General features: G+C 33.3%; 11 protein-coding genes. 7 read left to right on the top strand and 4 right to left on the bottom strand.

Translation table 11 applies throughout. The annotated features are described in order from the left end of the window. Positions 1 to 463 precede the first annotated feature (463 nt). Complete coding sequence (locus SD960_RS13140) at positions 464 to 1,003, bottom strand: YceI family protein (protein WP_318803764.1); 540 nt, start codon at positions 1,001 to 1,003, stop codon at positions 464 to 466. 115 nt (positions 1,004 to 1,118) lie between these two features. Between SD960_RS13140 and SD960_RS13135 the strand changes: the two genes are divergently transcribed. Together SD960_RS13135 and SD960_RS13130 are read left to right on the top strand one after the other, a co-directional pair. After that, the gene (locus tag SD960_RS13135) at positions 1,119 to 1,472 is read left to right on the top strand and encodes a helix-turn-helix domain-containing protein (RefSeq protein WP_318803762.1); all 354 of its coding nucleotides are present in this window, start codon (positions 1,119 to 1,121) and stop codon (positions 1,470 to 1,472) included. A 210-nt stretch (positions 1,473 to 1,682) separates the two neighbouring features. Continuing rightward, positions 1,683 to 2,918 carry a cystathionine gamma-synthase family protein gene (locus SD960_RS13130; RefSeq protein ID WP_318803761.1) on the top strand — a complete coding sequence of 412 codons (1,236 nt, stop codon included), beginning with the start codon at positions 1,683 to 1,685 and terminating at the stop codon, positions 2,916 to 2,918. 85 nt (positions 2,919 to 3,003) lie between these two features. Here SD960_RS13130 and SD960_RS13125 read toward each other — a convergent pair whose 3' ends face one another. Further along, positions 3,004 to 3,696, bottom strand: coding sequence for an SIMPL domain-containing protein (locus tag SD960_RS13125; protein ID WP_318803758.1), 693 nt, complete (start codon positions 3,694 to 3,696; stop codon positions 3,004 to 3,006). 51 nt (positions 3,697 to 3,747) lie between these two features. Further along, on the bottom strand, positions 3,748 to 4,386 hold the full coding sequence (locus SD960_RS13120; protein ID WP_318803756.1) for a rhomboid family intramembrane serine protease: 639 nt from the start codon (positions 4,384 to 4,386) through the stop codon (positions 3,748 to 3,750). A 110-nt stretch (positions 4,387 to 4,496) separates the two neighbouring features. On the opposite strand from SD960_RS13120, the gene SD960_RS13115 reads away from it, so the two are divergent. Together SD960_RS13115 and SD960_RS13110 are read left to right on the top strand one after the other, a co-directional pair. Further along, positions 4,497 to 5,372: a lysophospholipid acyltransferase family protein gene (locus SD960_RS13115; RefSeq protein WP_318803755.1), complete on the top strand. Its 876-nt coding sequence runs from the start codon at positions 4,497 to 4,499 to the stop codon at positions 5,370 to 5,372. Between the two features lie 381 nt (positions 5,373 to 5,753). Beyond that, the gene (locus tag SD960_RS13110; protein ID WP_318803753.1) at positions 5,754 to 8,144 is read left to right on the top strand and encodes a TonB-dependent receptor; all 2,391 of its coding nucleotides are present in this window, start codon (positions 5,754 to 5,756) and stop codon (positions 8,142 to 8,144) included. A gap of 203 nt (positions 8,145 to 8,347) precedes the next feature. Here SD960_RS13110 and glmM read toward each other — a convergent pair whose 3' ends face one another. After that, the gene (gene glmM / locus SD960_RS13105; protein WP_318803752.1) at positions 8,348 to 9,736 is read right to left on the bottom strand and encodes a phosphoglucosamine mutase; all 1,389 of its coding nucleotides are present in this window, start codon (positions 9,734 to 9,736) and stop codon (positions 8,348 to 8,350) included. Positions 9,737 to 10,070: 334 nt separating this feature from the next. Between glmM and SD960_RS13100 the strand changes: the two genes are divergently transcribed. From SD960_RS13100 to SD960_RS13090, 3 genes are all read left to right on the top strand, one after another. Continuing rightward, positions 10,071 to 10,655: an ACP phosphodiesterase gene (locus tag SD960_RS13100; protein ID WP_318803750.1), complete on the top strand. Its 585-nt coding sequence runs from the start codon at positions 10,071 to 10,073 to the stop codon at positions 10,653 to 10,655. Continuing rightward, positions 10,652 to 12,334 (top strand): gamma-glutamyltransferase, encoded by a 1,683-nt coding sequence (ggt, locus tag SD960_RS13095; RefSeq protein WP_318803748.1) that lies wholly within the window; start codon positions 10,652 to 10,654, stop codon positions 12,332 to 12,334. The genes SD960_RS13100 and ggt overlap by 4 nt, the downstream gene beginning before the upstream one ends. An 84-nt stretch (positions 12,335 to 12,418) precedes the next feature. Beyond that, positions 12,419 to 14,203: a chloride channel protein gene (locus tag SD960_RS13090; RefSeq protein WP_318803747.1), complete on the top strand. Its 1,785-nt coding sequence runs from the start codon at positions 12,419 to 12,421 to the stop codon at positions 14,201 to 14,203. Positions 14,204 to 14,257: the final 54 nt, after the last annotated feature.

Below are 14,257 nucleotides of genomic sequence, written 5' to 3'. Positions count from 1 at the left end.
TCTTATTCTTTTGTTCTAACATCTCTGTTAAAACGGCTGTCAATTCAATATGTCTACGAACGTGTTTCAATTTTGTTTCGCTTGTGTTTCAAAGCGGGTGCAAAAGTAGAACCTTTATTGACATTCGCAATACTTTACCAGCACTTTTTTTCAATCTTTTTTAAAACTATTTCCTAACTTTCTGATAACAATAATTTTAGATCAAAATATTTTTTTAATTAAACAGGGATTTTTCTTACTATTTACATTCGACACGTAAATTAACACTTTTAAAAAACTCTCTTTTATCAATTTTAGAGCCTTATCATATGTTTATATTCATTATGGAGACATATATTCAAATAATCTTAACCTGAAAATTAGAATCAATACTCAATTTTCTCAAAAACACTTTACACTATATATATAAGCAAGAGTAATGCACAAGTAAATCCTTGTGCATTTAAATAAACTTTAGAATATCTTACTCCACAATCTTAGAAATCTGAATATTTGCAATAAGTTTTACATCTTCTCCCAAACCCAAACCTCCTTTATCTGTAATCTTGTTCCAGGACATTCCAAACTCTTTTCGATTTACTGTTCCTGTTATTTCAAATCCATGTTTCACATTCCCATGTCCGTCATTTTCAAAACCTCCATATTCGACATTCAATTCGATTGGTTTGGTTACGCCTTTTAATGTCAGATTCCCGATCATCTTATAACCATTGTTACCCTCTTTTAAAAAGGATGTAGAATCAAAAAATATTTCAGGATAAGTATGAGCTTCAAAAAAGTCACCACTTCGTAGATGCTCATCTCTTTGTGACTGATTTGTATCTATGCTTTTTACATCAATCCTGAATGAAAATTTTGCATTGCTAAAATCTGTTCCTTCAGAAATTACATTTCCTTCGAACTTCCTAAATGAACCAGTTACAGAAGAGATAACCAAATGTTTGATTTTAAATAATACTTCGGAGTGCACCGGGTCTATAACCCATGTTGTTTTATTTTTCATAATTTTTACAATTTATTATATGAGCAAAATTATATACATTTACTATCTAATATATACTAGTTACCTCTTAGTAAGTAGTTACTTTTAAGTAAGTGTAATTTTAAACCAATTTGATATGAATCAAAAAAATGATGTTTGCAGACATAGATTAATGATTGCAAGAGATACTCTGGAGGTTATCCAGGGAAAATGGCGATTGCCTATAATTATCTCTTTAAATCACGGAAACAAACGTTTTGGAGAAATACAAAGAGATATTACTGATATTTCTCCTAAAATGCTTTCGCAGGAACTAAAAGCATTAGAAACAAATAAAATTATTACCCGTACTCTTTATGACAGTATGCCTATAACTGTAGAATATTCACTTACACCGTTAGGAGAGAGCATGAAGAAACTATTAGATGAAATTTTAAACTGGGGTATTCATTTTAGAAAAGAGATTTTAGAAACGCACATTGACAATTGAAATATCAAGTCCTAATAGAGTTCCATGTCTCTGTTACTTTCTAAATACAATTTATAATTTGCAGAAATGCAAAGAAACTTTTCACTTTAATATTAATATTTTATCCAGATTAATTATGCTCCTTCAAATCTGGATACTACTATTTTATTGATTAATTTAGTTTAAAATAATTTAGATACTAACAAACACAAGTTTGCGCATACAATACCTATGAAAAATAAAAAAGGATTTACGACTACAATATTACATTCAGACCGACTGTTAAAACCTGAATTTGGAGCATTACATCAACCTATACATACAGCTGTAACGTGGGGATATGAGGATGTAAACGGACTTATTGATGTTTTTCAGAATAGAACAAAAGGCTATGCTTATTCAAGACAAGGCAATCCAACGGTGACTGCATTAGAAAATAAGGTTACACAAATGGAAAATGGTTTTTCTTCAGTGGCTTTCTCCACTGGTATGGCTGCCATTACTGCCACTATTTCATCACTTTTAAAAAAGGATGATCATATTATTGCAAGTTCCTACCTTTTTGGTAACACAAGAAGTATCATGCAGACATTTACAGACATTGGTATTCAAATATCTTTTGTGGATGTTACTAATATAGAGAACGTAAAAAAGGCTCATCAACAAAATACTCGTATGGTTTTTGTTGAAACTATCGCAAATCCGGCTACTCAAATAGCGGCATTGGATGAAATTGGTACTTTTTGTTCAGAGAATAATCTACTATATGTTGTTGATAATACGATGACCTCTCCTTATCTTTTTAAATCTATTAATGTCAAAGCCAGTTTGGTTATTAATTCATTGACAAAATATATAGGCGGTCACGGCAATGCACTTGGAGGCAGCGTTACAGATACAGGTTTATATGACTGGAATAATTTCTCCAACATTGCTCCTATTTTAAAAGAACAAATTTCTCCGGCTTTACTTGGCATTACTCAAATTAGAAAAAGAGGCTTGCGAGATGGAGGCGGTACATTATCTCCGGAAGCTGCGCATAGTATTTCGGTGGGTACAGAAACTTTGGCTTTAAGATTGGAAAGAACCTGTAGCAATGCTTTAATTTTAGCTCGTTTTCTGGAAGATCATGAATTAGTAAAAAAAGTTAATTATCCTGGTTTAGAAAGTCATCCTCAACATAAAATTGCATCAGAGTTATTTGATGGATTTGGCGGTTTGATGAGTTTTGAATTAAACGATAAAGTTGATTGCGTAACTTTTTTAAACCGTTTAAAAATTGTCATTAAATCCAGTAATCTGGGAGACACGAGAACTTTGGCTATTCCGGTCGCAAGGACAATTTTTCATGAACTTGGTGCCGAACGAAGAAAAGAAATGGGAATTGAAGATTCTCTAATCCGACTATCAATCGGAATTGAAGATACACAGGATTTAATTGACGATTTTACTCAGGCGCTATACTAAATCTTTAATTTTTAAATTATAAAAAAATCCAAACCCCAATTTTTAAGTTGGAATTTGGATTTTTTATTTAAAATTTATCGAAATATTATTCTAAAATAAAACTCACACTTACATTTGCTGTAACTTCGATTTCTCCAATAGCAAGAGTTTCGTTTGAAGCTCCCATTGTATCTGCTGATTCTTTCATTCTCATTGCAGCATACATTGGCTGTGGGTGGTAAATTTGTGAATTATCAGAAATCACGTAAGCCTTCCCTACTTTTTGTCCTAAAACTGATACGTAATCTTCTGCTTTTACTTTAGCATCTTTCATTGCTAATTTACGAGCATCTGACTGTAATTGAACTAACTTAGAAGTTTCAAAAGAAACTTTATCTAAACGGTTAATTCCTTGTTGAACCAAACCTTCCATTAATTCATCATATTTAGATAAATCTTTTAATACAATTTCTACAGTTTGAGTAGCATTATAACTTGTTTTCTTTTTTTCGTAATCGTATTGCGGGTTTAGCGCAACTTGTTTGGTTTTAAAATCTGCTGTTGGAACATTCATTTTTTTAATGAATTTCAAAACCGCATCCATTTTTTCGTCATTTTGTTTTTTGACGTCTTTAGCATTATTTCCTTTTGTTTCAACTGTAGCAGAAATCAAAACCTGATCTGGAGCTACTTTTACTTTTCCTTCTCCATTTACATTGATTTGAGGAATTTGTTTGGTTTCCTGGCCGTAAGACATAGTCATAAACATGATTGTTAAAAATAATACTAGTTTTTTCATTTTTGTTAAATTTTAATTATTCAATAATGGCATTTCAAAAGTTGTGCCACATTATATTTTCCCCAATTTTGCAAGGACAAAAAGTATCACAATAGGAATCGCCAGCAAGATTACCATCAACGTATGATCTGTTAACAATGATGGTTCTTTTATCAAAGTAATCAAATAGCCACCCACAGCACCTCCAAAATGGGCCGTATGACCAATATTATCGTTTTTAGCACGCATTCCGTAAATAGAATACAATAAATATAAAATTCCGAAAAGATAGGCTGGAATTGGAATCACGAAAAATATTCCCAACATCATATCCGGCTGTAACAGAATTGCCGAATATAAAACACCCGTCACTGCGCCAGAAGCTCCAACGGCTCTGTAACTATAATCGTTTTTATGGAAAACCATAGTTAATAAACTTCCAAAAATTAAACTTCCAAAATAAACCAATGCAAACGAAAAATTACCCAACCATCCTAAAACCACAGGAGCAAAAAACCAAAGTGTAAGCATATTAAAAAGTAAATGCATTATATCGGCATGCAAAAAACCGGATGACAGCATTCTAATTTGTTCTCCGGAACGGATACTTCCTACATGAAATTCATATTTTCTCATAAAAGAATAATCTTCAAAACCTTTCCAGCTAATTAAAACATTGGCAACTATAATCCCAATTAAAATGATATTCATAAAAATATTTAATTTGAAATGTAAATATAGTCATTCTTAAACATATGTTAGCATGAGACCAAAATATCCGTCTTTATTCATTTTTATTTTATATTTGTAAAAAAAATTACATGCAATTTCTTGTTTATATATTGGCCTACCCTTTACTCTGGCTCATCTCTATATTACCTTTTCGAATATTTTATTGGCTGTCTGATTTCGTATATTTTATTATATATCACATTGTGGGTTATCGTAAAAAAGTTGTAAGAGAAAATCTTGCAATGACTTTACCGCATTTAAATGATGCTGAACGAAAAGAAATCGAAAAGAAGTTCTACAAGCATATGTGCGATATGTTTTTGGAGACTATCAAAACGATGAGTATCTCGCCTGAAGAAATGGAGAAAAGATTTCAGGTCACTAATATCGAACTCGTACAGGATTATGCAAAAAAAGGTAAAAGTGTAATTCTCGTTGCTTCGCATTATGCCAGTTATGAATGGCTTTTGACCATTAATCCTAAACTTGGTTTTCAGGGAATTGCCATATATAAAAGAATCGCGAATCGCTATTTTGACAAATTAATCCGCGAAATTCGTTCGAAATATAATACAGAATTAATTGAGACAAGGCAAGCTATTCCGACTATGGCTCAACACCAGCGTGAAGGAAAATTAAGTTTGTACGGGTTGGCAAGTGATCAGTCTCCGAAACTGGACAGAATTTTTCATTCAATGAAATTTATGGGTATTGAAGTTCCTGTACACACTGGAGCCGAAATGCTTGCAAAAAAATATGATTTAAGTGTAATTATGGTAAAAGTAAAAAAAGTAAAAAGAGGTTATTATGAAGCCACTTTCTTAACTATTGCCGATAATCCTAACGACTTTGAAAATTTTCAAATTACTGAAAAGTACTTAAAAGAAGTAGAAAAACAAATTTACGAGTGTCCTGAATATTATTTATGGACACATAAAAGATGGAAACATAAACTTGAAAAATAATTTTCTGAGAAAAATTAAAAATCCAAAAAGCGCATATTGTTTTTTGGATTTTTTTTGTTTTAGACAAAATCATTTTAAAAAAAGTTCTTGTTAATAAATTGATCTTACTTAACAGTGAATTAAATAATTGTTGTTTTTTGCTGCTAAATTTGAGTATAAACTAAAAAGATAATGAAAAAAATTACTTTTTATTCTCCTTTCCGTTTCGATTAAACAAGTAATTATATTTAAAAAAAAGAATAATATTTTTTTAGCTACAAATTATTAAAGAATAAGCAACGAAACCCATCATTCATTTTATTATTTAGAATAAATAAAGATAACTTGTTTTGTTTTAACACAACGTTTACATTTGCGCTATTCGAAACAATTCTAAATAACATGAAAGGAAAAATATCATTTTCAAAGTTGATCTGCTGTTTAATGTTGCTGACAGCTGTAACTTCATTTGCTCAAACAGGTACTATTAAAGGTAGAGTTTCATTATCTAGCGATGAAAGTGCTGACAATGTTTCTGTAACTATTAGAGGAACTAAAATTGGAACCAACACAGATGCTCAGGGAAACTATGAGATTAAAAACATCAAACCGGGTAATTATACTTTAAGAGCTACTGCAGTAGGTTTCTCTTCTAAAGAAAAAAGCATCACTATCCAAGAGGGAGATGAACTTACAGAAAACTTTACATTGACAACTTCATCAGAAACTCTTACTGAGGTATTTGTAAAAGGAAATGCTAACAAATATACTAAAACGGAAAGTGAATATGTTTCAAGAATGACGATCAAAAATCTTGAAAACTCTCAGGTTTACAATGTTGTTACTAAACAATTAATGAAAGACCAATTGGTAACCAATCAGGATGAAGCGTTGAAAAATGTTCCGGGTTTATACCAGTTATGGGGAGCTACTAACCGTGCCGGTGATGGAGGTTCTTGGTTTTCACTACGTGGATTTACAACTCAGAGTTTGGTAAGAAATGGTATTGCAGGAAAAGTAAACAGTAATTCTGATGCTGCAAATCTTGAGAAAATCGAGGTTATCAAAGGGCCATCTGCTACATTATTTGGAAACGTGCTTTCTTCATACGGTGGTTTAATCAACCGTGTGACTAAAAAACCTACTGAAAATTTCGGTGGCGAAATCGCTTACCAAAGCGGAAGCTATGGTTTTAATCGTTTGTCAGCTGACGTTAACACGCCAATTAACGACGATAAAACAGCATTATTCAGATTGAATGCTTCTGTTGGTACAGCAAATACTTTTCAGGATTTTGGGTATTCAAAAAGTTACTTTATAGCACCCTCTTTCTCTTATCAGGTAAACGAAAAACTGAATATATCTATTGATGCTGAAATTGGAAATCAGGATAACTCAGGTATGCCATTAATATACCTTTCTGCTTCCAGTGCAGACTTAGGATTTAACAACGCTAAAGATCTTAACATCAACTTTAAAAGATCATTTTTAGGAGATGAATTTATGACCAATACAAAAACATTTAATGTTTTTGCACAGGCTAATTATAAAATCTCTGATGAATGGACTTCGCAAACTGTATTCAGCAGCAGCTCAAATAAGGCAGCTGGTTTACAAACCTGGTTTTATCTTTTAAAAGACGAGCAATTATCAAGAAATGCATGGGATGCAAATGGTAGAGATAATGCTATAGAATTTCAACAAAACTTTAATGGTGATTTCAAAATTGGATCAATGAGAAACCGTTTCTTAATTGGTGGTGATATCTATCACGGTACAAATAAATTAGGATACCAAAGTTTGCCTGGTTATGCTCCATACGATACAGTAAACTATAGCGGAACAGCGGCTAATTATTATGATTTTAACCCAACCAATGTAAAAAATGCGCTTGTTGGAAATGGAAATACTCCATATACTACGAATAGTGCTATATCAACATACAGTGCTTATGTTGCTGATGCGATTAACATTACAGAAAGCTTAATACTTTCTGCTGCAGTACGTTTTGATCATTTTGACAATCAGGGTACATTTGATGCTGTTACAAATACAAAAGCTGATACGTTTTCTCAAAATGCACTCTCTCCAAAATTTGGAGCAGTTTATCAAATCATAAAAGACCAGTTATCTGTATTTGGTAGCTACCAAAATAGTTTTACAAACAAAGGGTTCTTAAATGCAAATGTTGATGGTGCTCTTCAAATGAAACAATTTGACCCTGAAAAAGCCAATCAGTTTGAAGGTGGTGTAAAAGTAAATGCTTTTCAAAATAAAGTAAGTGCTACAATTAGTTATTACAAAATTAAAGTTGAAGATATTGTAACAGCCGATCCAAATTTGCCAAATGCAAGTATACAAAATGGTACACAATTTAGTAAAGGTTTTGAATTAGAAATTACGGCTAACCCAATTGCAGGATTAAATTTATTGGTTGGCTATTCTAAAAATGATTCTGAGTTAAACGATTTAAGACCAGCAACTGCAGGACCGGAAAACTTAATTAACTACTGGTTCAGCTATAATTTACAAACTACTACACTTAAAGGTTTAGGTTTAGGATTTGGAGGTAATTACGGAGATGCTACATACATCTACAACGCAGGACCTGGACAAACTTTTGAGCTTCCGTCTTACTCTGTTGTAAATGCTGCATTATACTACGATCAGCCTAAATACAGAGTTTCATTAAAAGTAAACAACCTTACAGACGAATTGTACTTTAATGGTTACACAACAATCAACGTTCAGGCTCCACGTACAATTATGGGAAGCTTAACATACAAATTCTAATCGAATTTAAAACATATAAAAATGCCCCGGACTCACGTTCGGGGCATTTTTTTTAAATAAAAGGTAGATGTTTTTTTTTACCGCAAAGTTCGCAAAGATTTTATCTTAGGCATGCCTTCTAAAAGCACAAAGTTCACAAAGCTTTGTATGACTTAGCTTTGCGAACTTTGCGGTTAAAAATAATAAGTGGTATATTTTTTTACTTAAATTCCCACAATTGCTTTTATTTCGTCTATAATTCGAAGTGCCAAAACATCTGCTTTTTCCTGAGATGGAGCTTCGGTATAAATACGAATAATAGGTTCTGTATTTGATTTTCTTAAATGAACCCATTCTGTAGCAAAATCAATTTTTACACCGTCTATTGTAGAAATGTCTTCGTTTTTATATTTTTCAGTCATCGCAACTAAAATAGCATCAACATCAATTTGTGGTGTTAATTCAATTTTATTTTTGCTCATATAGTATTCAGGATAAGAAGCACGCAATGCCGAAACTGACATTTTTATATTGGCTAAATGTGTCAGGAACAGAGCAACTCCAACCAAACTATCACGTCCGTAGTGCAATTCAGGATAAATAATTCCTCCATTTCCTTCACCGCCAATAATCGCGTTGTTCTTTTTCATCAATTCAACCACATTTACCTCGCCTACTGCACTGGCTTCGTAATTTCCCTTATGTCCAACAGTTACGTCACGCAAAGCACGTGAAGATGACATGTTTGAAACTGTATTTCCAGGAGTTTTGCTCAATACATAATCAGCACAAGCGACTAATGTATATTCTTCACCAAACATTTCCCCATCTTCGCTGATAAAAGCCAAACGATCCACATCCGGATCAACTACAACTCCCAAATCAGCTTTTTCTTTTACTACTAGTTCAGAAATATCAGTTAAATGTTCTTTTAAAGGTTCCGGGTTATGAGGGAAATGCCCGTTTGGTTCGCAATATAATTTTACTACTTCAACGCCCATTAATTCTAATAATTTCGGAATAATAATTCCGCCAGAAGAATTTACTCCATCAACAACAACTTTAAATTTTGCTGCTTTTACCGCTTCAACATCAACTAAAGGCAAATTCAAAACCTCGTCAATATGAATATCCATATAAGCGTCGTTCATTGTAATTTCGCCTAAACTGTCCACATCCGAGAAATCGAAAGCTTCAGCTTCGGCAATTTCAAGAATTTTAGCACCTTCGGCACCACTTAAAAATTCTCCTTTTTCATTCAGTAATTTTAAAGCATTCCATTGTTTTGGATTATGAGAAGCCGTAAGAATAATTCCGCCATCTGCTTTCTCCAAAGGCACGGCAATTTCTACAGTTGGCGTAGTCGAAAGTCCAAGATCAATTACATTAATCCCTAAACCAATTAAAGTATTTACAACAAGATTGTGAATCATCGGCCCAGAAATTCTGGCGTCACGACCAATTACAACCGTTAGTTTTTCTTTTGAAGTATTATTTTTTAAAAAGGTTCCGTAAGCCGATGCAAATTTTACAGCATCAACAGGAGTCAGGTTATCGCCTACTTTTCCTCCTATCGTTCCACGAATACCGGATATTGATTTTATTAAAGTCATTTTTTTGAGTTATGGTTACCGGTTACAAATATAGATTTTTTTAAGTTACTTAAGAGGCTAAGGCGCTAAGGTGCTAAGTTTTTTTTTAAAGATACTAAGGTGCTGAGACACTAAGATTCTAAGTTTTTTTTTAAAGTTGCTGATTCTAAATTTCTAAGATTAAAAAAAACAAAATGTTAAGTTTATACTGTGAAGTCTACCGGTAAAAGCGATTAAAAAAAGATTTCATACTTTTACTAAAACAACTTAGATTTCTGGCAACTTAGAACCTTAGCAACTTAAAAAAAAGAAAACTTAGAACCTTAGCGCCTTAGACTCTTAGAACCTCAAAAAAATGAACTTCCTTGCCCACATATATCTTTCCGGTGAAAATGATTTAATTAAAATTGGCAATTTTATGGCCGATGGAATTCGCGGAAAACAATTTGAACATTTTCCGGAAGATGTTCAAAAAGGAATCATTTTGCATCGCTCTATAGATACTTATACCGATTCGCACGATATTTTCAGACAAAGCACCAAACGGTTACATGAAAAATACCATCATTATTCGGGGGTGATTGTAGATATTGTTTACGATCATTTTTTAGCTAAAAACTGGTCTAATTATTCTGATGAAAAACTCGAAAGTTTCATTAATAGATTTTACAGTTCCTTACATGAAAATTATGCCATTCTGACCGAAAAAACGCAAGGTATGATGCCCTACATGATTGATCAAAACTGGCTTTTGAGCTACAGAACCGTTGAAGGAATTCATCAAATTTTAACGCAAATGGACAGAAGATCAAAAAATGTATCAAAAATGCAATTTGCCAGTGAAGAATTAAAAGAATTCTATGAGGAATTTGAACAAGAATTTACCGTGTTTTTTGAAGATATAAAACTGCATGCCCGTCAAAAACTACAATCACTATGAAAAAAATTACGCTTTTATTAAGCCTTATTTATATTAGCTGTTCCGCTCAGGTTGCTACAAATCCAACAGGATTAGTAACTTCAAAAGCGATGGTGGTTTCTGCCCGCGAAGAAGCTTCTAAAATTGGGATTGAAATCATGAAAAAAGGCGGAAATGCTTTTGATGCCATGATTGGTACAGAACTAGCTTTGGCGGTTTCTTTTCCATTTGCAGGAAACATTGGCGGCGGCGGATTTATGGTTTACAGAAAAGCAAATGGTGAAGTTGGATCTCTGGATTATCGTGAAAAAGCGCCTTTGGCAGCATCAAAAGATATGTTTCTGGATAAAGACGGAAATGTTATAAAAGGAAAAAGTACCGAAACCGCACTGGCTATTGGTGTTCCGGGAACTATCGCCGGAGTTTTTGCGGTACATAAAAAATTCGGTTCATTACCAATGTCCGAAATCTTAAAACCAGTTATCGCTCTTGCCGAAAGAGGCGTAATTGTTACCCAAAAGCAGGAAAAAAGCATGAATAATTATCGGGAATCGATTGTAAAAGTAAACGGTTCTACAACGCTTTTAGCAACTCAGTTTAAAGAAAAAGATACAATTAAATATCCTGCCCTTGCCAATACACTAAAACGAATTTCTAAAAATGGACGAGATGAGTTTTACAAAGGAGAAACAGCCAAAATTCTTGTAGGTTACTTAAAGAAAAAAGGCGGAATTATTACGCTGGAAGATTTAGCTAAATACGAAGCCAAGTGGAGAAAACCGCTTCAGTTTAATTATAAAGATTTAAAAATCACTTCGATGTCGCCACCAAGCAGCGGTGGAATTTGCCTTGCGCAAATCCTGAAAATGATTGCTCCTTATGATTTGGCAAAAATGGGTCATAATTCACCAGAAGCAATTCAGGTAATTGTTGAAGCAGAGCGAAGAGCCTATGCCGACAGAAGTCAGTTTTTGGGCGATCCGGATTTTGTTAAAATTCCCGTAAAGGCATTACTTTCTGATACCTATTTAAAAGATAGAATGTCAACTTTTAATGTTGAAAAAGCCAGTTTATCATCAGAAATAAAAGAAGGAAAAATAACATATAATGAAAGTACCGAAACCACTCATTATTCAATAGTAGACCAATTTGGTAATGCTATTGCTGCAACAACAACCTTAAATGATGGTTATGGTTCTAAATATTATTGTGACGAATTAGGTTTCTTTCTCAATAACGAAATGGATGATTTTAGCGCAAAACCCGGATCTCCAAATATGTTTGGTTTAGTTGGAAGCGAAGCGAATAGTATTGCACCTCAAAAACGTATGTTGAGTTCTATGACACCAACAATCGTAGAGAAAAACGGGAAACTTTTTATGGTAGTAGGAACTCCGGGAGGCTCTACTATTATAACTTCTGTTTTACAGACTATTTTAAATGTTTATGAATACAAACTCAGTATGCAGGAAGCTGTAAATGCGCCGCGTTTTCATCATCAATGGCTGCCGGATCTTATTAATTTTGAAGCTGATGCTTTTGATATCAAAACTTTAGACTTATTAAAATCTAAAGGTTATTTAATAAACGAAAAACCAACTCCCGTACTTGGTAAAGTCGATGCTATTTTGGTTTTGCCAAACAAAAATCTCGAAGGAGGTGCCGATTTTCGAGGAGACGATGCGGCTTCTGGTTTTTAAATTCTAAAAAAATAAACGGAAATAATTTACATTTTCGAATTCTATGCCCTAAATTTGTAGTTTACCTAACTTTTTAAACAAATAATGTTAAGAAAACTTTTTCGCAGACTAGAGAGCATTATTGCTTTAGCTCAATCTATATTGACACCAAAGCAATTTATTTTTTTATCAAGTGTATTAGTTGGTATTTCCTGCTCATTGGCTGTAATTGTTTTAAAAACATTTGCACACAGTGTTTTCTCTTTTGCGACCTATATAAACGGAATTCTTAAATTAAATTTCATTAATGGTATTTTACCTATAATTGGTATTTTGCTAACTGTATTTGTTGTAAAAAAAGTTTTGAATGGCACGATTCAAAAAGGTACTTCGCAAATTTTATATGCTGTCGCAAAAAAGGCCAGTATTATTCCTAAAAAGCAAATGTATGCCCAAATCATTACGAGTTCCTTAACGGTAGGTTTGGGAGGTTCTGCCGGATTAGAGAGCCCGATTGTAATAACCGGAGCTGCTTTTGGATCAAATTATGCTCAAGGCTACAAATTATCCTATAAAGACAGAACTTTACTTATTGGCTGCGGGGTTGCCGCGGGAATTTCTGCAGCTTTTAATGCTCCTATCGCCGGAGTTCTTTTTGCTATCGAAGTTTTATTGGTAGATGTTAGCATCTCTGCTTTTACCCCCATTATGATTTCGGCTGCGACCGGTGCTTTGGTTTCTGCTATTTTATTAGACGAAAGCATTTTATTATCCTTCAAAAAACAAGAAACTTTTAATTATCATAACATTCCTTTTTATGTTCTTTTAGGCGTTTTAACTGGCTTTATAGCAGTTTATTACGCTCGAAATTTTCAGAAAGTCGAGCATTATTTTTCTAATTTAAAAATGGGACCTTATAGAAAAGCGCTAATCGGTTCTTCTTTATTAGCCTTGCTTATTTTTATTTTCCCGACTCTTTTTGGTGAAGGTTATGAGAGTATCAAAACCTTATCAGAAAGTGATCCCGGGCAATTATTAGACAATACTTTGTTTGCTGATTTTAGAAACAATCAATGGGTTTTGCTTCTTTTTGTGGGATGCACGATGATGGTAAAAGTATTCGCTTCCGGATTAACTCTTGGAAGTGGAGGAAATGGAGGAAACTTTGCTCCCTCGCTATTTATGGGATCGTATTTGGGCTATTTCTTTTCCAAATTTATCACCTTGATTGGTTTATCAAAACTGCCAATTAGTAACTTTACGATGGTTGGAATGGCCGGTATTTTGAGCGGATTGTTTCATGCGCCACTTACGGCGATCTTCTTAATTGCCGAAATTACCGGTGGTTATGGCTTAATGATTCCGCTGATGATTGTTTCATCTATAAGTTTTGCCATTTCAAAACGTTTTGAAAAATATTCGCTTGACGTAAAAAACCTGGCCAAAAAAGGGCACGCTTTTACCAGCAATAAAGATTCTAATATTCTTTCGACTTTAGATATTGATACGATTATACAATGCGATTATTTAACGGTTTCTCCAGATGAACATCTAACGAAACTAGTCGATCTTATTTCGCACTCCAATCAGGTTGTTTTTGCCGTTGTTACGAAAGAAAACGAACTTGTTGGTGTGGTTCATTTTAATGATATCCGCGAAATTATTTTTAATCCGTATCGTGTAAAATATACTTTGATTAAGGATGTAATGAAAACACCTCCGGCAGTTATTTCCTCTTTTGATAGTATGGAAATAGTTATGACTAAATTTGAAAGATCAAAATCAGCCTTTATTCCTGTTTTACGCGACGGAAAATATTTTGGTTTTATTTCTAAATCTATCGCTCTCGAAGCTTACCGAACAAAGTTGCGTTCTATGACAATTGAATAAGCTTAATATCGGATAGGTTAAAAATTTGAGTTATCCGATATTAAAACGTATCTT

This window comes from Flavobacterium sp. MMLR14_040, from assembly GCF_033657265.1.
Lineage (GTDB): Bacteria > Bacteroidota > Bacteroidia > Flavobacteriales > Flavobacteriaceae > Flavobacterium.
This window is presented reverse-complemented; position numbering and strand designations above follow the sequence as displayed.